The 18,897-nt window shown below is 57.3% G+C and carries 19 protein-coding genes; 5 read left to right on the forward strand and 14 right to left on the reverse strand.

All coding sequences use genetic code 11. The features are described 5' to 3' along the window. Positions 1 to 36: 36 nt before the first annotated feature. A complete protein-coding gene (gene crp / locus FHR99_RS11960; RefSeq protein WP_343067549.1) occupies positions 37 to 669 on the reverse strand; it encodes a cAMP-activated global transcriptional regulator CRP in 633 nt (210 codons plus the stop codon). 141 nt (positions 670 to 810) lie between these two features. On the opposite strand from crp, the gene FHR99_RS11965 reads away from it, so the two are divergent. Both FHR99_RS11965 and FHR99_RS11970 read left to right on the forward strand, forming a co-directional pair. Continuing rightward, on the forward strand, positions 811 to 1,230 hold the full coding sequence (locus tag FHR99_RS11965; RefSeq protein WP_183410905.1) for an OsmC family protein: 420 nt from the start codon (positions 811 to 813) through the stop codon (positions 1,228 to 1,230). A gap of 2 nt (positions 1,231 to 1,232) precedes the next feature. Further along, complete coding sequence (locus FHR99_RS11970) at positions 1,233 to 1,646, forward strand: VOC family protein (protein WP_183410906.1); 414 nt, start codon at positions 1,233 to 1,235, stop codon at positions 1,644 to 1,646. Between the two features lie 50 nt (positions 1,647 to 1,696). Here the strand turns inward: FHR99_RS11970 and coq7 are convergent, their stop codons facing one another. The 12 genes from coq7 to FHR99_RS12030 all read right to left on the reverse strand — a co-directional run bounded on the left by coq7 (position 1,697) and on the right by FHR99_RS12030 (position 15,490). Beyond that, the gene (gene coq7, locus FHR99_RS11975; RefSeq protein WP_183410907.1) at positions 1,697 to 2,335 is read right to left on the reverse strand and encodes a 2-polyprenyl-3-methyl-6-methoxy-1,4-benzoquinone monooxygenase; all 639 of its coding nucleotides are present in this window, start codon (positions 2,333 to 2,335) and stop codon (positions 1,697 to 1,699) included. Positions 2,336 to 2,358: 23 nt separating this feature from the next. Further along, entirely contained in the window at positions 2,359 to 4,572 is a 2,214-nt protein-coding gene (locus FHR99_RS11980) for a 7TM-DISM domain-containing protein (RefSeq protein WP_183410908.1), read from the reverse strand. A gap of 58 nt (positions 4,573 to 4,630) precedes the next feature. Continuing rightward, positions 4,631 to 5,920 (reverse strand): phosphoribosylamine--glycine ligase, encoded by a 1,290-nt coding sequence (purD, locus tag FHR99_RS11985; RefSeq protein ID WP_183410909.1) that lies wholly within the window; start codon positions 5,918 to 5,920, stop codon positions 4,631 to 4,633. Between the two features lie 31 nt (positions 5,921 to 5,951). Beyond that, positions 5,952 to 7,529, reverse strand: a complete 1,578-nt coding sequence (gene purH, locus FHR99_RS11990) for a bifunctional phosphoribosylaminoimidazolecarboxamide formyltransferase/IMP cyclohydrolase (RefSeq protein WP_183410910.1) — start codon at positions 7,527 to 7,529, stop codon at positions 5,952 to 5,954. A gap of 66 nt (positions 7,530 to 7,595) precedes the next feature. After that, positions 7,596 to 7,901 carry a DNA-binding transcriptional regulator Fis gene (gene fis / locus FHR99_RS11995; RefSeq protein ID WP_183410911.1) on the reverse strand — a complete coding sequence of 102 codons (306 nt, stop codon included), beginning with the start codon at positions 7,899 to 7,901 and terminating at the stop codon, positions 7,596 to 7,598. Beyond that, positions 7,898 to 8,890: a tRNA dihydrouridine synthase DusB gene (dusB, locus tag FHR99_RS12000; RefSeq protein WP_183410975.1), complete on the reverse strand. Its 993-nt coding sequence runs from the start codon at positions 8,888 to 8,890 to the stop codon at positions 7,898 to 7,900. Before dusB ends, fis begins: the two co-directional genes overlap by 4 nt. Before the next feature lie 132 nt (positions 8,891 to 9,022). Continuing rightward, a complete protein-coding gene (locus FHR99_RS12005) occupies positions 9,023 to 10,201 on the reverse strand; it encodes a DUF3426 domain-containing protein (protein ID WP_183410976.1) in 1,179 nt (392 codons plus the stop codon). 85 nt (positions 10,202 to 10,286) lie between these two features. Continuing rightward, entirely contained in the window at positions 10,287 to 11,189 is a 903-nt protein-coding gene (gene prmA, locus FHR99_RS12010) for a 50S ribosomal protein L11 methyltransferase (protein ID WP_183410912.1), read from the reverse strand. Between the two features lie 90 nt (positions 11,190 to 11,279). Next, positions 11,280 to 12,620, reverse strand: coding sequence for an acetyl-CoA carboxylase biotin carboxylase subunit (gene accC, locus FHR99_RS12015; RefSeq protein ID WP_183410913.1), 1,341 nt, complete (start codon positions 12,618 to 12,620; stop codon positions 11,280 to 11,282). A gap of 33 nt (positions 12,621 to 12,653) precedes the next feature. Continuing rightward, the gene (accB, locus tag FHR99_RS12020; RefSeq protein WP_183410914.1) at positions 12,654 to 13,121 is read right to left on the reverse strand and encodes an acetyl-CoA carboxylase biotin carboxyl carrier protein; all 468 of its coding nucleotides are present in this window, start codon (positions 13,119 to 13,121) and stop codon (positions 12,654 to 12,656) included. 21 nt (positions 13,122 to 13,142) lie between these two features. Beyond that, positions 13,143 to 13,586 carry a type II 3-dehydroquinate dehydratase gene (aroQ, locus tag FHR99_RS12025; protein WP_183410915.1) on the reverse strand — a complete coding sequence of 148 codons (444 nt, stop codon included), beginning with the start codon at positions 13,584 to 13,586 and terminating at the stop codon, positions 13,143 to 13,145. Between the two features lie 164 nt (positions 13,587 to 13,750). Continuing rightward, complete coding sequence (locus tag FHR99_RS12030; RefSeq protein ID WP_183410916.1) at positions 13,751 to 15,490, reverse strand: protein-disulfide reductase DsbD family protein; 1,740 nt, start codon at positions 15,488 to 15,490, stop codon at positions 13,751 to 13,753. A 147-nt stretch (positions 15,491 to 15,637) separates the two neighbouring features. Between FHR99_RS12030 and FHR99_RS12035 the strand changes: the two genes are divergently transcribed. Genes FHR99_RS12035 through FHR99_RS12045 form a run of 3 tightly spaced genes read left to right on the forward strand, consistent with a single transcriptional unit; the run spans position 15,638 to position 17,738 of the window. Further along, complete coding sequence (locus FHR99_RS12035; protein WP_183410917.1) at positions 15,638 to 16,090, forward strand: copper chaperone PCu(A)C domain-containing protein; 453 nt, start codon at positions 15,638 to 15,640, stop codon at positions 16,088 to 16,090. 25 nt (positions 16,091 to 16,115) lie between these two features. After that, positions 16,116 to 17,147: a DUF2333 family protein gene (locus tag FHR99_RS12040; protein WP_183410918.1), complete on the forward strand. Its 1,032-nt coding sequence runs from the start codon at positions 16,116 to 16,118 to the stop codon at positions 17,145 to 17,147. A gap of 3 nt (positions 17,148 to 17,150) precedes the next feature. After that, the gene (locus tag FHR99_RS12045; RefSeq protein WP_183410919.1) at positions 17,151 to 17,738 is read left to right on the forward strand and encodes a YajG family lipoprotein; all 588 of its coding nucleotides are present in this window, start codon (positions 17,151 to 17,153) and stop codon (positions 17,736 to 17,738) included. A 53-nt stretch (positions 17,739 to 17,791) separates the two neighbouring features. Here FHR99_RS12045 and FHR99_RS12050 read toward each other — a convergent pair whose 3' ends face one another. Beyond that, on the reverse strand, positions 17,792 to 18,784 hold the full coding sequence (locus tag FHR99_RS12050) for an adenosine kinase (protein WP_183410920.1): 993 nt from the start codon (positions 18,782 to 18,784) through the stop codon (positions 17,792 to 17,794). Positions 18,785 to 18,897: the final 113 nt, after the last annotated feature.

Raw genomic sequence — 18,897 nt, forward strand, 5'->3', positions numbered from 1 at the left:
CGACGCAGTGTTGTCGCCCTTAGCTGTGGTGTCGAATCAGCGCGTGCCGAATACCACCATGGTTTTACCTTTCACAGACACTAAGCCCTGTTCTTCCAGCGTTTTCAGGACTCGACCTACCATTTCCCGTGAACAACCGACAATGCGACCGATTTCCTGACGGGTAATCTTGATCTGCATGCCATCCGGATGCGTCATGGCGTCGGGTTGATTGCACAGATCGAGCAGGGTGCGGGCAACGCGACCGGTTACGTCGAGGAAGGCTAAATCGCCGACCTTGCGCGTTGTCTGACGCAGGCGCTTGGCCATCTGGGTACCCAGCGCAAACAGCACTTCCGGGTATTGCTCGCGCAGTTCGTGAAACTTGCTGTAGCTGATTTCGGCCACTTCACACTCGGTCTTGGTTTTTACCCAGGCGGAGCGGGTTTCTTCGTGGTCGAAAACTCCCATCTCACCGAAGAAATCGCCCTTGTTCAGGTAGGCGACGATCATTTCGCGACCTTCATCGTCCTCGATCAGAACGGTCACCGAGCCCTCGATGATGAAATACAGCGCATCGCTGTCATCGCCCGCATAGATGATGGTGCTCTTGGCGGGATAGCGGCGGCGACGGCAGTGGCTTAGAAATCCATCGAGATTCGGAATCGCGGGCTTTGGTGCACTGATCACAATGGGTCCTCTTTGACGAAGGTCTTTTAACATTTATTCGAGCTATTATGCCGCGTGCGGCCACCAATGGCGACCCCTGCGAGCCTTGCGGCGCTTGTGGTAGGATGCGCTTCTCAAAAATATTCGCAATAGGGTAAAGGAATGGAAACTACCGTTAAATGGGTGGACGGAGTCAGTTTTGAGGCGACTTCCGGTTCCGGGCACAGCGTGGTGATGGATGGTCCCCCCGATCTCGGTGGTCGAAACCTCGGCCCACGGCCCATGGAAATGCTGATTATGGGCATGGGCGGCTGCGCCTCATTCGATGTGTTGACCATTCTGCAGAAGTCACGCCAGAACGTGACCGGCTGCGAGGCGAGCATCAGTGCCGAGCGCGCCGATGCAGTACCGGCGGTGTTTACCAAGATTCATATGACTTTTCGGGTCAGAGGCGAAGGTCTGAAAGAATCTATCGTTAAACGCGCGGTGGAGCTGTCAGCAGAAAAATATTGCTCGGCGTCGATCATGATGGAGAAAGCTGGCGTAGAAGTGACACACAGCTACGAAATTGTTGAGGCCTGACCGTGAAAAGACCGCGACCCACCGCTGGCCTGCGCCATGTGGCCCTGTTTGTGGAACGCTACGAGGAAGCGCTGCACTTTTATCAGAATCTGATGGGGATGGCGCTGGAGTGGCAGCCCGACGAGGACAATAGCTACCTCTGCTCCGGCAATGACAATCTGGCGCTGCATCGCTACAAGGGTGAAGCGCGCAACCCGGCGGCCCAGCGTCTGGACCATATCGGTTTTATTATCGATACCTTGGACGAGGTGGATGAGTGGTTTGCTTTTTTGACGGCGGAAGGGGTGAAAACCCTGTCGGAACCCCGCACTCACCGCGACGGAGCGCGAAGCTTTTACTGTCTTGATCCGGACGGCAATACGGTTCAGATCATCTATCACCCGCCCATCAGCGGGATGATCTTTTCTCGCCCCTGACCAAGGCTGTTATTCAGCGTTTCGGCAGACGTATTTTTCAGAAATAGCGTTTAAATGTAGTAGGTCGATCCTGTCATGACCTTCGAGGCCAGCGTCATCAGGTCTTTAACCCCGGGGGCGAAATCCTGTCCTCCCGCTTCAATGGCCTTGCTGGCGTGGGCAGATTCGTCAGCGAGCATCTGCTGCAATATCGCGCGGGATTTGCCGTCTTCCGGTGGCAACTGTTCCAGATGGTCCTGCAAATGTTTGCAAACCTGTTCCTCCGTTGCCGCCACAAAGCCGAGACTGATCCGGTCGCCCAAGGTGCCGGCGACAGCGCCCAGCGTAAAAGACGCTGCGTAAAACAGGGGGTTGAGCCGGCTGGTATGGCTGCCGAGCTCATTCAAACGCTGTTCGCACCAGGCAAGGTGGTCAATCTCTTCGTCGGCTGAATGCTGCATGGCTGCGCGCACCGCAGGATCTTTCGCAGTCAGCGCCTGACCGTGATAAAGCGCTTGCGCGCAGACCTCCCCCGTGTGATTGATTCGCATCAGGCCTGTGGTATGACGTGGACTGTCGTCCAGCAGGGCTTCGCCGTAATGGTCGGCAGGGCTGTTGCGACGGGGGCTGGCGCTGCCGGGAACCAGGGTTTTCAGGCCCCGGTCGAGTGAAATGACGAGCTGATCAACCAGTGAAAATCTGCGATTCATGGAATCCTCCTCCGCCGGCCATTTTACCGTAAATCGGCAGCTTCGGCGTGTTGCGGATCGGTTTCTACGCTTTCCAGCAGCTCAACGATCAGGCGTTTTAGCGTCAGCCCGGCCGAGGGCCGGGCCATAACCCGGAAAGGCGCTCGAGCGGTGGCGGGGAACTCGCGGCCGCTGTCCTGAAGGAAAATTGTAGCGGGGGGTGGAAGCTGCGTGGCTGCGGCCTCGTCATGCAAGCGGTGATTCAGGCTGATGGGATCGTCGATGGTATCGCTGAGCAGCACGACATCGATGGGCGTTTTAAACAGACATTGATTGCGGCTGAGCGCAATCGCCTGCTGTCTGTTGTGCGCCACAAACGCGATCATTCCCCATTGTTCACAAAGACGTTTCTGCTGCATCGCGAAGGTGCGGTTAGGCTCGACAATCAGAATACGACGCGAGCGCAATTGCAGTAGTTTTGGTAGTCGTTGCTGGTGTTCCCAGATCGACAGGGGCAACGACAGTTCGATGAATTGTTCCTGCCCCAGCGAATGCAACCGAAGTTCACCGTGCAGTGTCTCGACTAACTGGCGGGCTAACTCGGCACGGGTATGTATGCCGGCGTCGCTGTGCTTGGCCGAGTCTCGACTCTCGACCAGACTAAGCGCTTTCTTGCCACGATAGCGCAGTTCCAGCCAGAGCCCGTTGCGCCACTCAAGGTGCAGCGCAATGCCGGTTTCCTGACTGTGGTGGCTGGCGATCATGATCAGATGAAGCAGTAATTGCCGTAATCGACCGGGGTCGCCAATCACTTGCTGGGGGAGCGGCGTTTCTGGATTTTGCCACAGCAGTTCGGCCTGATAGGAATCAAAAATATCTTGCAACAGCGGGCGCAGATCGTAGAGCAGTTCAGGCGTCGTCGATAACTCGCCGGCTAATGGCGGGTGTGAACGCACGTTTTCAATAAAGCCGAGCATTTCCTGGCTGGCGGCCTGCAGACTGCTGACATACTCCCGCTGCTGCGGGGTGAGCTGTGAGTTCTTTAGCATTTCGGCGGTTCCGAAGATCGCACTCAATGGCGTCATCAGATCCTGATTGATACGGCGCAGGGATTCATTGCCGCCACGACTTTCTGCCTCCAGAGTGGCGACCTGCAGGCGACGTTCGAAGCGCTCGTTGGTCTTGTGTTGCCGATAGGTGCTGTAAATAACGGTCAACATCAGCACCTCAATGGCGGTGCCCAACAGGAGAATGAGATTGATCGTCTCGAGACCGGCGTCTACATGCAGATAAATCAGTGCAACCAGTGCCACGAACAAGGTCAGCCAGGCCCGGCTGAACAAATAGTGGTAAGTCACTGTCTCCTGAAATTTCAAGTAGGTCTGCAGTGCTCGCAGGGTTACCCAGAGTGAGCTCAACCCAACCACGATGAGCATGATTGGCATGCTGGAGCTAATCGGTAAAAACACCGCGGTCACGCCGGCGCAGACATTGCTGACGAGTATGCTCCAGAAACCCAGATCTGCACCTTGTTGATGCTTTCGGCGTGAGGGCTGAAAGTACTCTGACAGCAATAAGGCAATCAGCATGCTGAGGTGAGTGAGAACGACAAAGGCCGGATTTTCAAACAGAGAGGCCACGTGGCGGTGCAGGGCGATATAACCCCAGGACGCGGCGATCGTCAGCATGTTGCAAATGGCATAGACGCCGAGCAGGAGGAATGCCCGAGCGTGGGGCAGGACCAGAGCCATGGTGAGATTGGCCGCTGCGATAGCTAGTAGCAAACCAATACCAACACCATTGCCGAACAGTTCAGCGCGAAACTCGATCAAAAACGGATGCAGGTCGGTTAGCTTCGGATTAAGCAGCAGCTTGCCATGACCTGCCAGCGAGAGGTAGTAAACCTGCTGGCTATGGGGTTCCAGATTGATGACGAACAGCTGGGGGGCACGCAGGATGCCGCTGTAATCGACCTGGGCAATCTCAGTACTGTCATGGCGAAACAGCCGTACGGAGTCAATGTGGGAGGGCGTCAGGTGGAGGATGGCATAACGCTGCTCAGCCTGATCGTTAGCGATAGCAAATCGCAGCCAGTAGCGTCCTTGCGTAAAGTCGAGTTCGAAATCACGGGTTCTGGCCTGACGAAAGTAGCGGCTGTTCGCCGTCAGGTCAGCGACAGTAAGGGAGTGCTCGGGGTCGAGTAGTATGTCGACATGCTCGCGAATGGGCAGGTCAAAATTGCCCGAGCCCAGACGCAAAACATCAGCGGTCTGAGCCGGAGCAGGCAGTAGTAGAAGCAGGCAAAGCCAAAAAAAATTAGCTTTGCTGCTCCCGAGCAATCGCCCGATAGGCGATATCCTTGCGGTAGAAAACACCATCCCAGGCGATCTTCCCGGTCAGTTGATAGGCTTTTTGCTGGGCTTCGGTCACGCTGGTGCCCAGTGCGGTGGCGCAGAGTACGCGACCGCCGCTGGTGACCACCTGATCGCCCTGCAGGGCGGTGCCCGCGTGAAAAATCTTGGCAGTAGACTCATCGCTTTCATTGGGCAGCGAAATGACTTTGCCTTTTTCGTAGCTGCCGGGGTAACCACCAGCCGCCAGTACCACGCCTACCGCCTGACGCTTATCCCAGTCGGCGGTGGTGGAGTCCAGCTTGCCGGCCAGCGCCTGTTGGACCAACTCAACCAGATCCGACTGCAGTCGCAGCATGATGGGTTGGGTCTCCGGGTCGCCGAAACGGCAGTTGAATTCAATCACCTTGGGTTCGCCCGCGGCGGTAATCATCAAACCGGCGTAAAGAAAGCCCACGTAACGGTGACCTTCGCTGGCCATGCCTTTTACGGTCGGCATAATCACCTGATCCATAATGCGATCATGAATCTCTTGCGTCACCACGGGCGCGGGGGAATAGGCCCCCATGCCACCGGTATTGGGGCCGGTATCGCCATCACCCACACGCTTGTGGTCCTGGCTGGTGGCCATCGGCAAGACGTTCTCGCCGTCGACCAGCACGATAAAGCTGGCTTCTTCGCCTTCGAGAAATTCTTCGATGACTACCCGGCACCCGGCTTCGCCAAAGGCATTGCCTGAGAGCATATCGCGCACAGCTTCTTCAGCCTGCTCCAGGGTTTCGGCAACGATAACGCCTTTACCCGCCGCCAGACCGTCGGCTTTCACCACGATAGGCGCACCTTTTTCGCGCAGGTAAGCCAGTGCCGGCTCAACCTCGGTGAAGTTCTGGTAGTCGGCCGTGGGAATATGGTGGCGCGCCAGAAAATCCTTGGTAAAAGCCTTGGAGCCTTCCAGCTGAGCCGCGCCCTTGCTGGGCCCGAAACAGGGCAGGTTGCGGGCTTCAAAGAAATCGACCACACCGCCGACCAGCGGCGCTTCCGGGCCAACAATGGTCAAGCCAACCTGATTCTGCTCGGCAAAATCGGCCAGCGCCGCAAAATCCATTACGTCGATGGCGACGTTTTCCATATTGGGTTCACGGGCAGTACCGGCATTGCCGGGAGCGACAAAGACGGTTTCCACCTTGGCAGACTGGGCTGCCTTCCAGGCGAGGGCGTGTTCACGACCGCCACCGCCGATAATCAGTACATTCATTCCAGTTGTTCCTGTGAATAGTTCCTGCGAATCAGTGGCGGAAGTGGCGCATGCCGGTAAAGACCATGGCCATGCCGTGTTCGTCGGCGGCGGCGATAACTTCCTCGTCGCGGATGGAGCCACCGGGCTGAATGACGCAGGCAATGCCCACTTGCGCAGCATTATCAATGCCGTCGCGGAAGGGGAAGAAGGCGTCTGAGGCCATTACGGAACCTTTGACTTCCAGCTTGGCGTGCTCGGCCTTGATGGCGGCAATGCGGGCGGAGTTAACGCGGCTCATCTGGCCGGCACCGACGCCGATGGTGCGACCGTCACGGCCGTAGACGATGGCGTTGGATTTGACCATCTTGGCCACTTTCCAGGTAAACAGCAGGTCGCGGATTTCGGCTTCAGTGGGCTGACGTTTGCTGACCACTTTCAGGTCGGCAGCTGACACCATGCCCAGATCGCGATCTTGTACCAGCAGACCACCGTTTACGCGTTTGTAATCGAGGTCGGCCTGGCTGTCGGCCCACTGACCGCACTCCAGCAGACGCACGTTTTTCTTGGCGGCGACTGCGCTGACGGCATCTGCCGCAATGCTTGGGGCGATAATGACTTCCACAAACTGACGTTCGCAAATTGCGGCCGCCGTGGCAGCATCCAGCTCGCGGTTAAAGGCGATAATGCCGCCAAAGGCCGATTCGGGGTCTGTTTCGAAGGCCTTGTCGTAGGCTTCCAACAGACTGCCGGCAACGGCTACGCCGCAGGGGTTGGCGTGTTTGACGATAACGCAGGCCGGTTCGTCGAACAGTTTGACGGTTTCCAGCGCGGCGTCGGTATCGGCGATGTTGTTGTAGGACAGTTCCTTGCCCTGCAGCTGTTTTGCGGTTGCGATAGAACCCGCCGCGGGATTCTTTTCAACGTAGAAAGCACTGCGCTGGTGGGAGTTCTCACCGTAACGCAGTTCCTGTTGGCGGATAAAGTTGGCGTTGAAGGTGCGGGGAAAGCCCTCGCTGCCGCCCTCTACTTTCTGGCCGAAGTAATTGGCAATGGCGCTGTCGTAAGCTGCGGTGTGTTCGTAGGCCTTGATCGCCAGATCAAAGCGGGTGTTGTAGCGGGTGCTGCCGTCGTTGGCATCCAGTTCGTCAATCACGCGTTGGTAGTCAGAGGCGTTAACGACAATGGTCACATCGCGGTGGTTTTTAGCCGCTGCGCGCACCATGGTCGGGCCGCCGATATCGATATTCTCAATGGCGTCTTCCAGCGAGCAATCGGGCTTGGCCACGGTTTGCTCAAAGGGGTAGAGGTTGACCACAACCATATCGATGGCATTGATGCCGTGCTCGCCCATAATGGCTTCGTCGGTGCCGCGGCGACCGAGAATGCCGCCGTGAACTTTCGGGTGCAGGGTTTTCACCCGACCGTCCATCATCTCCGGAAATCCGGTGTAATCGGATACTTCAGTGACATCGAGGCCATTTTCCTGCAGCAGACGGAAGGTGCCGCCAGTAGACAGGAGCTCAACGCCGCGCTGGCGCAAAGCGCTGGCGAATTCGACGATGCCAGCTTTATCGGAAACACTGATCAGGGCCCGTTTCACGGGGCGAGGTAGTTCGGCTGTGCTCATTGAGGCTCAGATACCCTTAGCTTGATGATGGAAGACGTGGTGTAACGGAGAAAGCGGAAGGCTGTATTACAACAGCCCGTATTTTTTCAATTTCTTGCGCAGTGTGCCGCGGTTCAGACCGAGTACCTGAGAGGCGCGGGTCTGGTTGTTGCGCGTGTAGGTCATGACTTTTTCCAGCAGCGGTGCTTCCACTTCCGACAGGACCATTTCATAGACATCGGTGACGTCTTGACCGTCGAGCTGGTCGAAGTAGTTTTTCACGGCAACTGCCACGCTCTCGCGCAGGGAATGCGTCTCGGCGATGGTGGCGAAGGATTCGGTGCTGGCGGGTGTTTCCACCAGTTCCAGTTTGGTTTCTGCACTAGCGTTCATGCGGCTTGTTCCCCTGTTGTATAAGCTGACCATTCCGCCGCGAGCCGGTGAATGGCGTCAATCTGTGCACTGGCGTCAGTCAGACTGTTGAACTGCCTGCGTGTGTCGTCGCTGTCTGCAATATGCTGCAGATACCACGACACGTGTTTTCGGGCAATTTTCAGGCCCTGACGTTCGCCGTAAAAATCGTGAAGGGCTTTAACGTGGCGGAGCATGGTGTCAAACCGCTCTGCCTCGGTCGGGCCTTCCCGCAATGTGCCGGTGGCGAGGTAATGATTGATCTCTCGAAACAGCCAGGGTTGGCCCTGGGCGCCGCGACCGATCATCACTCCGTCTGCACCGGTGTAATCCAACACTGCCTTGGCCTGTGTCGGCGAGGTGATATCGCCATTGGCAAAAACCGGCAGTGATACGTTCTGTTTAATGGCTGCAATGGTGTCGTATTCCACCGTGCCGTGATAACGGCAGGCACGGGTTCGACCGTGTACCGCCAAAGACTGGATGCCACTGTCCTCGGCAATGCGTGCGATCTCGACGCCATTGCGGTGTTCGGGCGACCAGCCGGTGCGGAACTTGAGGGTGACGGGCACCTCAACTGCGGCGACCACGGCTTGTAGAATTTCTTTTACCAGCTGTGGATCGCGCAGCAGGGCAGAGCCCGCATCCCGCTTGCAAACCTTTTTCGCCGGGCAACCCATATTGATATCAATAATGTCGGCACCCAGCGTGTCGTTGTAGCGTGCCGCCTCGGCCATGGCTTCGGGAATGGAGCCAGCAATCTGGACCACCCGAATCTGCTCAGACTCGTCCTGAGCCAGTCGCAACTGAGTCTTGCGGCTGTCGCGCAGCTCCGAGTTGCTGATGACCATTTCCGACGCCGTCAGGCTGGCACCGAACTCCCGGCACAGTCTGCGAAAGGGCATATCTGTCACGCCGGCCATTGGCGCAAGAACAGCGCGCCCTGCCAGTGAGAAGCGGCCAATGCGGATCATGGTCGGGTCCCCTGGAGCACAAAGTAGACAACGAAAAGTGAGGCGCAATCATACTCTCTTGCGCGGGGGCATTAAAGGCTTGTGTTTATCTTTTGATCAATGTATGCGCTGTTCGCTGATGTCGGGTTTTTACGACTCAGCGGCGGGCAGAAACTGCATTTCGTAGTTCACCGCGGTGCTGCCCGGGTCGGCAATACTGATATTAATACGCACGCTCTGGCCTGAGGGCATGAACTCGATTCCCTTTAGTTCCCCGGCGAGGTATTCGTGGGGGGAAAAGGCGCGCCGGGCAACAATATTGCCGCGATCATTGCGGAAAATAAGCTCAATAAGGGGGAAAGGCTGCTCAAAACGGGCGCGGTTCAGAATAATGGTATCCACCAGCAGGCTATCGGCGTAGCGGGGGTGGGACATGATATTCAGGCCGAGCGAATCGATTTGCGAGAGGTTGCGCGGCGGCGGCAGCACGCAGCGCTGGCTGCCCCAGGCCCAGTTGATAACCTTGCAGGTCTCTACCAAGGCATTACGGTGCTGGGATTGAGCCAGGCTATTGAATTTGGCGTAGACAATCTGGCCGGCCAGGCAGGCGGCAGCCAACAGGCAGAGCAAGGTCCAGCCAACGTGCCGGCGGCTGATTTGAATCCGGCGCCGCTGATGGGCGACCAACTCGTCGAATTCATCGTGTTCTACATCGCGGTCGGGCTCGGACGGTTCGATTTCCTGTATGGGCGATTCAGCCTGCGGTTGCTCTTCGCTTGTCCCGATTTCTTCCTCTTCGGGAGGGGGCGCTGAGACTTCCTCCGATTCTGCGATATCCTCTTGCTCAGTGCGGTCTGCCCATTGCACAGAGGTGTCACTCGAGTCTTCGCTTTCTTCGCATGGGTCAGAAAAGCGCGCGGCTTCCTCGTCGTCTGAATCACTGTCTAGCGCGCTGAAGCGATAGCCGTCAGAGGTGTGGTCTTCGGCCTCGTCCTCGCTTTGGGCCATCTCTTCCTGATCGGGCTCGGCTTCATTTTCCGTAGGCTGAGCAGCCGTATCATTTTGCGGGTGTGTTTGCGCTTCCGTGTCTTCAATTGAGGCCGATTCCTGCCCGGCGTCATCCTCGGGAAAGGGCGTATTGTCGTCGTAGCGCGGTTCCGGCTCGGGAATGTCTGGCTGGCTGGGCGCGGGATCAACCCAATTGGTGGTGGCATTAAACACTTCAAGGCAGGCACCGCAACGCACCCGGCCGCGCGCTGTCGCTAACTGCGACTCGGTAACGCGGAAGCTGGTCTGGCAGTGGGGACAGCGCGTGGCCCGATTGGCCATGGTGGCTCCTGAAGTGTTTAATTTTTCGGCAGTTTAAGCGATACGGAGTGTAAGCGAAACTGAGTTGTTGTGTCAGATAACAGGTTCAGCTTTTCTGTTGAAAACGCGCATTGCGCACACCGGAAATGCAGCACCAGTCATCCTTGCTGACAATCGCCAGATTATCGAACCACTCGCTGTAGTGTTTGCGCAGGGTCTCCGCCTGTTCTGTGAGGATGCCGGACAGGGCGATTCGGCCGCCGCTGTCCAGATAGGCTGCCAAGCGCGGTGCCAGCTCCATCAGTGGGCCGGCCAGTATATTGGCGATCACGACGTCGGCCTTGCCGGTTCGATCGGCCTTATCGGGCAGGTGGCAGTCCAGCCGTTCTTCGGTCAAGTGGTTGCGTTCCAGATTGTCGCGGGTGGCAATCAGGGCTTGGGGGTCATTGTCGATGGCGGTGACGTGGCGGGCGCCGAGCAACAGGGCTGCAATACCCAGAATGCCTGAGCCACAGCCGTAGTCGACCACGTGGCAGTCGCTTAGGTCCTGGCTGTCGAGCCACTGCAGGCAGAGGAAGGTGGTGGGGTGCGTGCCGGTACCAAAGGCCAGACCGGGGTCGAGCAACAAATTCACTGCGTCCGGGTCTATGGGCTCACGCCAACTGGGGCAGATCCACAGTCGCTCGCCGCACTGGATGGGTTGAAAGTGAGTCATCCACTCCCGTTCCCAATCCTTGTCTTCAAGAATTTCAATTCGGTGGGCAGGGAGGGGCGCTGGGAATTTTCGAGTCAGGCTTTCCACCAGCGCGTCCATGTCTTCGGCGGCGTCGAACAGTCCGGTAACACGGGTCATATTCCATACCGGGCGCTCATTCAAGCCGGGCTCGTAAAGGGGCTGGTCGGCATTGTCTTCCAGCGTGACCGCGGCGGCGCCGAGCTCCAGCAAAACATCTTCGAGCGGTTCGGCATTGTCGCGGTCGGCGTCAAGTTTGAGCTGCAGCCAGGGCATGGCGGGACTCCTGCACAAAAGCGCGGATTGTAGCAAAAGAAAAGGCCGGACTCAGAGAGACCGGCCTTGATCGCGCAAAACCGATGGAGATCAGTCTTTCAGTTTTTTCTCGAGGTAGTGAATGGTGACACCGCCTTTGCGGAATTCGCCATCGCGTACCAGATCCTTGTGCAGATCAATATTGGTGCGAATACCGTCGACCACCAATTCCTCCAGTGCATGCTGCATGCGGCTCAGGGCAATTTCCCGGGTCTCACCGTAGGTGATTACCTTGCCAATCATGGAATCATAGTGTGGGGGGACGGTGTAACCACTGTAGAGGTGGGAATCCACCCGCACTCCGAAACCACCGGGGGCGTGGTAGTGTTTAACTTTGCCGGGACAGGGCATAAAGGTTTTCGGGTCTTCGGCGTTGATGCGCGCTTCGAAAGCGTGACCTCGAACGATCACGTCTTCCTGTTTTACGGTCAGCTTCTCGCCGCCGGCGATACGCAGCTGCCATTTGATCAGATCGATGCCTGTGATCATTTCGGTCACTGGGTGCTCAACCTGAATACGGGTGTTCATCTCGATAAAGAAGAACTCGCCGTCTTCATACAAAAACTCAAAGGTACCGGCGCCGCGATAACCGATCTTGATACAGGCATCTACACAGGCCTGCGCGGTTTTGTTCAGGGCTTCCTGATCGATGCAGGGCGGTGGCGCTTCTTCCAGAACCTTCTGGTGGCGGCGCTGCAAAGAGCAGTCGCGCCCGTTCAGGTGAATGGCATTGCCCTGGCCGTCGGCCAACACCTGAATTTCCACGTGGCGAGGCTTCTCGAGGAACTTTTCCAGATAAACCGTGCCGTCACCGAAGGCCGCTTTGGCTTCGGATTGGGTGACGAAAACGGCGTTCAGCAGGGCAGCTTCGCTATGAACCACGCGCATGCCGCGACCACCGCCACCGGCAGCGGCCTTGATGATAACCGGGTAGCCGATCTTGCGGGCGATTGCCTGGGTGCGTTCACCGTCGTCTGTTAGTGGTCCGTCGGAGCCGGGAACCGTTGGCACGCCGGCTTCCTTCATGGCTTTGATCGCTGAGACCTTGTCGCCCATCAGGCGGATAACGTCCGCTTTCGGACCGATAAAAATAAAGCCGCTGTTTTCCACCTGTTCGGCGAAATCGGCGTTTTCCGCGAGGAAGCCGTAACCGGGGTGGATGGCAACGGCGTCGGTGACTTCCGCGGCGGAAATAATGGCCGGGCCGTTAAGGTAACTTTGTGGGGAGGGAGCCGGGCCGATACAGACCGACTCATCTGCCAGGCGCACGTGCATCAGGTCCTTGTCGGCCTGAGAGTGCACGGCAACCGTTTTGATCCCCATCTCCTTGCAGGCGCGGAGAATGCGCAGCGCAATTTCACCGCGGTTGGCAATAATGACTTTCTTCAACATGAGGTGTTTGTCCTGTCGTCGCGCGGGATGGCCTTAAACGATAGTGATCAGCGGTTGATCAAACTCGACCGGTTGCGCGTTGTCGACCAGGATTGCCTCTACGACGCCGGATTTGTCGGCTTCGATCTGGTTCATCATTTTCATGGCTTCGACGATGCAGACAACGTCGCCCGCTTTCACGTGTTGGCCAACTTGAACAAAGGCGGGTGAGCCGGGAGACGGCGCACTGTAGTAGGTGCCAACCATCGGTGACTTGATGACATGGCCGTTGATCTTGGTGGGTTCTTCTTCAGCGGCAGCAGCAGGTGCTGGAGCCGCCGCAGCGGGTGCTGGTGCTGCAACGGGCGCTGGTGCCGGTGCGGCGTATTGCGGAGCATAAGCCATTGGCGTTCCGGAGTTGCGACTGATGCGCACGGACTCTTCGCCTTCCTTGATCTCGATTTCATCGATGTTGGATTCTTCCAGCAGTTCGATCAGTTTTTTGACTTTTCGTATGTCCATGAGTGCTCTCTAAAAGTGGTTTTAATCGTGTTTGAGTTGTGCCATTGCCGCGTCCAGCGCCAGCAGGTAGCCCTTGGGCCCTAGGCCGCAAATCACGCCAACGGCGATATCGGAAAAATAGGAGTGCTTGCGGAAGTCCTCGCGAGCGTGAACATTGCTCAGGTGAACTTCGATAAACGGAATGCCGGTCGCCAGCAGGGCGTCGCGCAGGGCAACGCTGGTATGGGTGAGGGCCGCCGGATTGAGCAGGATGAAGTTGATACCCTCATGCTTGGCATCGTGAATGCGCTCAATCAGCTCGTATTCCGCATTGCTCTGCAGGGTTTGCAGATGATGACCGGCATCAGTTGCGGCATCGACCAGCTGCTGGTTGATCTCTGCCAGCGTGCTGGAGCCGTAAATGCCGGGCTCGCGAGTGCCCAATAAATTCAAATTGGGGCCATGTAGTACGAGAATGGATGCCATCGTCTTTAAAAACAGCCAGTTACCAGTTTTTCTTTTGATTTTGCCTGAAACACTCAGGCCGAACCGTGAACTGGAGCCATTTTTTCAAAAATAACGACCAATTGCCAGCGCGTTTTAAGAAGTTATTATGAATTTCGACGCATTTAGTGTTTTCGGTGTTAACACTAGGGGGCGGGTTTTAAGGTCTCAAGCGCGTCGAGAATCAGGCCCTCTGTGAGAATCTGGGGCAGAATGCGAGCGCGATCCTCTCCCGGCACATAAAGCAGGTAGAGAGGGATCCCGTTGCGCTGGTATTCGCTCAGCAGGGCGGTGATGTGCTCGTCGTAGCGGGTCCAGTCCGCGACCACATAGGCCAAGTTGTGGCGTTCAAAGGCGGCTTCAACGGCGGGTGTGTGCAGGGCAACCGCCTCATTGACCTTGCAGGTAATGCACCAGTCGGCGGTGACATCGACTAGCACGGGCCGGCCTTCTGCGCGAAGGGCGTCAACGGTGCTGCGGCTGTATACGATCTGGTCGTCGCTGGTGGCGCCTAAGGCCGCTGTGTTAGCTGATGTAATCGGTGGGCTGAAAACCAAGGCCACGGCGATTCCTAAAAGCAGCAATGCAATCAGCCCGGCGATGCGTCCGCGCAGCCGCCAGCACCACACGGCCAGACCCAGTGCCAGCCAGGCCAGCAGGGTGGCCCCCATGCCGTCGCTGCCAACCTGACGGCCGGTGACCCAGCACAACCAGATGGCTGTTGCCAGCAGTGGAAAGCTGAGGAATTGTTTCAGGTGGTCCATCCATTTGCCCGAGCGCGGCAGGGCTTTGAGTGCGCGGGGGTAGAGTGTCAATAGATAAACCGGCAGTGCCATGCCGAGTCCGAGTGCGGCAAAGACAAGCAGTGCAGTCGCGGCCGGCTGGGTGGCGGCAAAACCGAGAGCGGTACCCATAAAAGGCGCTGTGCAGGGTGTTGCCACGATGGTGGCCAGTACGCCGGTGAAGAAACTGCCAGTGTAGTCGTTGCGCTGGCTCAGGGCCTGACCGGGGACGTTGCCGGGCAGGCGGATTTCAAACAGCCCCAAGAGGTTCAGGGACAGTAAAAAGAAGATGCAAGACAGCAGTGCGACAAACCACGGCGTCTGAAGTTGAAAGCCCCAGCCCACTGCTGCGCCGGCGCTTTTCACTGCGATCAGTGCCGCTGCCACTGCCAAAAAACTGCTAATCACGCCCAGGCTATATATCGCGCCGTGACGAGCGGCTGTGCCGCTCGGGCTTTGTGCAAAGCTCAAAACTTTTAGCCCCAGTACCGGGAACACACAGGGCATCAGGTTGAGAATGGCGCCGCCGGCCAGTGCAAAGAGCAGCATGAGCCAGAGCGAGCTATTGCGTTCAAGCGGTGGTTCCTGCCCTGAACTAACGGCCTGCCAGCGTGCTTCATCCACCGCTTGTACAGATGCGGATGCGATATCAACACGGAAAAACCAATCGTGCGGTGGGTAACAGAGGCCGGCATCAGCGCAGCCTTGAGCGGTCAGCTTCAGCAGAAAATCCGATGAATCCGGCAGCGCAATTCGGGCATTGGCGAAGTTGTAGTAGACCGGGGTTTCGCCGAAGTAGGGGTCGTCTTTGATCTCGGCCTGACCGTAGTTGAGCTCTAGCGAGCCCTTGTTCGACGCGCCCTGCCAGAGCGCAGCAAACTGCTGTTGGTAGAGATAGTAGGCTTCAGTGATTTGCCAGTTCACCTCCAGCGCGCCGTCGCTAAGGCTTACCAGCGGCTGGTAGGCTTCTGTTACGGGGAGAAATTGCGTGGTCTCTTCCGCGAATGGCGAATCACTGGCGAAGTCACTGAAAGCATTACTCAGAGCAGGTGCAGCGCACAGCGTGCTGAGCCACAGTAGGGTAAACTGTAAAAAATAGCGCATATTTCGTTGCCGAAAATGGGTAGAATTCCGGGCTCTCAGTGACCCGAGCGTGTTGTGCCAGTTTGACAGCGGCGGCGTCATTGTACTGGATATCAGGCGACAGGTTGCAGTCGCAGCCGCCATTAAACAAGTAGTCAGGAGCAGGTCGTGCTTAAAAAGATCGCTACAGCGCTGTTATTGCTCGCTAGTGTTGGACCGCTGGTCGCGCTGGAGTTCAATGAGGGGTTTGTTCGAGGGCTGCCGCCCACGCAAACCACCACGGCGGCGTTTTTTACCGTGACCAATCCAAGCGACGAGGTGTGGTCGCTGACGCGAGTGCACAGCCCGGCGGCAGGCAGCGTGGAAATTCACGAACACATTAATCGCGGCGGCACCATGCAGATGCGTCAATTGATGGCGCTTGATATTCCGGCCGGGGAGTCGGTGGTTTTTGCGCCGGGTGGTTTACACTTGATGTTGATTGGGCTGACCAAACCTCTGCGTGAGGGGGATGAGGTCAGTCTGCAGTTTGAAAGCGAGAAGGGTGCTGTGGTCGAAATCGTTTTTCCGGTGATCAGTGTGGTGAACGAACACCGCCATCACCACCACGCGCATCACTGAAGTAAGCAGAAAGGGGAGTAGTAGCATGGCAGCTGGCTGGTTGAAGGAGCGCTGGCAGATTCTGCGCGAAAACAGTGAAGACTGGTTTGGCAGCAGGCGTTCAATGACGTGGGCGGCACTGGTACTGGGTGTTTACCTGCTATTGGTTTGTATGCTGGGTATCTACTGGAGTCGCGAGCCCGGCAACATACCCGTACAGCAGACAGCTTCCGGTCCGGTTGTTATCGGCACGGTTACCACCAATACCCTGATCGCCGTCAGCGAAACGCTGCTCGACAAGCCCGGTGGTTTCCTGACCAATGACATTACGCCACCGGGGCTGCTCTTGGACAATATGCCGGCCTGGGAATACGGGGTGTTGATTCAGGTTCGCGACCTGACGCGGGCGATGCGAGAGAGCTTCAGCCGCAGTCAGTCCCAGTCCACGGAAGACCCTGACCTGGCGAAGGCCGAGCCGCGTTTTAACTTCTCCAATAACAGTTGGGCGGTGCCGGCATCTGAATCCGAGTATCGCGACGGTATTGAGTTTCTGAAGGCGTATCGAGACCGGCTTGCCAATACTGATGACCCACAGGCCCAGTTCTATGCCCGCGCCGATAATCTGCGCTACTGGCTGGCGAGCGTGGAATCCCGGCTGGGCAGCTTGTCCCAGCGCCTGAGCGCCAGTGTTGGCCAGCGCCGTCTGAATACGGATCTGGCCAATGAAACCGGTGCCCGTCAATCAACGGCGGCGCCCGGCGAGATGGTCGTGAAAACCCCGTGGCTGAAGATCGACGATATTTTTTATGAGGCGCGCGGCGGCTCTTGGGCGCTGATTCATTTTCTGCGGGCGGTTGAGCGTGATTTTGCCGATGTGCTGGCCAACAAAAACGCTCAGGTTAGCCTGCGCCAGATTATTCGCGAGCTGGAACAGACTCAGCAGCCGATCTACAGCCCGATGGTGCTAAACGGTAGCGGCTTCGGTCTGCTGGCCAATCATTCCCTGGTGATGGCGTCGTATATCTCACGCGCCAATGCCGCCATTATCGATCTTCGTGAACTTCTCTCTAAAGGATGAACCATGCGTGTACTGTCGTTAACTCAACAGCGTTTTGTCACCGTTTGTCTAGCCTTGCTGGTCAGCGCTTGTGCGCTCAGCCCGCAGCAGGTCACCATCAATCCGACCCTGGAATCGAGCAAAAGCAATATCGGCGAGGGCCGCACGATTTCGGTTGAGGTGGTGGATGCCCGGGAGCAGCAGGCCATCGGTTCGCGCGGCGGAATGTACAAAGACACCAGTTTGATCACGCCGGCCAACGATCTGGCCATGGCGATTCGCGAAGCCTCGGTGCGTAAATTCCGTGAAATGGGCTTTGTGGTGCAGGCGGGCAAGGGCGCCAGCGCCGATATCACCATTTTCGTGGATACCTTGAGCTACCGCGATCCTGATTCCAGCGTTGGCTTTGAGGTGGAGCTGGAAAGCATTTTGCGTGTGGTCGCCAATCAGAATAACGACACCTATACCGGTCGCTATCAGGTGAAGAACAAAAAGACCTACGCTACGGTGCCGGGGCGGGATCGCAATGAGGAAATGATCAACGAGACACTGTCGGATTCACTGCAGCGCTTGTTCAACGACCCGAAATTGCTGGCGTTTACACTGCGCTGAGCTATTAGTTTGCAGGGCTAAAAGCGCGGGCGACTCCGCCCGCGCATTACTTATCACAGAGCGGCCAGTAACTCTCCGTGCCGCGCCGCTGGCAACCTGGGGCCGTAATGGCTAACCACTTCAGCCGCTGACTGGCTGGCCAGTCGACCGGCTTCCGCAAAACTTTTGCCTGCGGTAATCGCGTAGAGGAAGGCGCCGGCAAACATGTCGCCTGCACCGTTGCTGTCGATGGCCTTGACCTGACGTGGCGCAATCTCGATCAGCTCATGACCATCGAATACCAGCGCGCCTTTGGCGCCCAAGGTAATGGCAAAGGTCTTGGCGACTTTCTTCAGGGCCGCGACCGCTTCATCAAGGCTGCGGGACTGGGCCCAACCCAAGGCCTCTTCCTCATTGCAGAACACCATGTCTACGCCATTGCCCAACATTTCCTGCAGGCCGTCGCGGAAGAATTCCACCATGCCGGGATCGGAAAAGCTCAGCGCGGTTTTGACGCCGTTTTGCTCTGCGACTTCGCGAGCGCGAATGGCGGCAGCGCGACCGGTCGGTGAAGTAACCAGATAGCCCTCCATGTACAGATACTCGGAATCTGCCAGAGCGGCTTCATTAAGCTCGGCCGTGGAGAGGGTTTCGCTGATACCGAGATAGGTGTTCATGCTGCGTTCGGCGTCGGGAGTAATCATCACGAGGCAGGTCCCCGTCACACCTTCAGTACTTTTCTGGCTGTAGTCGGCGTCCACGCCTGCCGCGCGCAGATCGTTCATGTAGAATTCGCCAAGTGCATCGTCGGCAACCTTGCAGGAATAAAAGGTGCTGGAACCGAAGTAGGTTGCCGCGATGATGGAGTTGGCAGCGGAACCGCCACTGGCTTGTTTGGCGTGTACCAGATGGCCGTCGAGGCTTTGCATGATGGCTTCCTGGCGCTCGCGATCTACCAGCGTCATAAGACCCTTGTCGATGCCGAGATTGGTCAAATCGCTATCGCTCACGTCGATTTCTGTGTCGACCAGTGCCGCGCCGAGGCCATAGATGTGGTATTTGCTCATGTTGATTCCGCTGTTGATGAAAAGTGACGCCGCATTATCCGGTTTGAAAACCGTTTTGCAAAGTAAGCTGGCCGCGCCTGACCGGCCCTGTCATTCCGCTACCATCCTCTTTG

Origin of the sequence: Litorivivens lipolytica (assembly GCF_014191715.1) — a bacterium.
Lineage (GTDB): Bacteria > Pseudomonadota > Gammaproteobacteria > Pseudomonadales > Spongiibacteraceae > Litorivivens > Litorivivens lipolytica.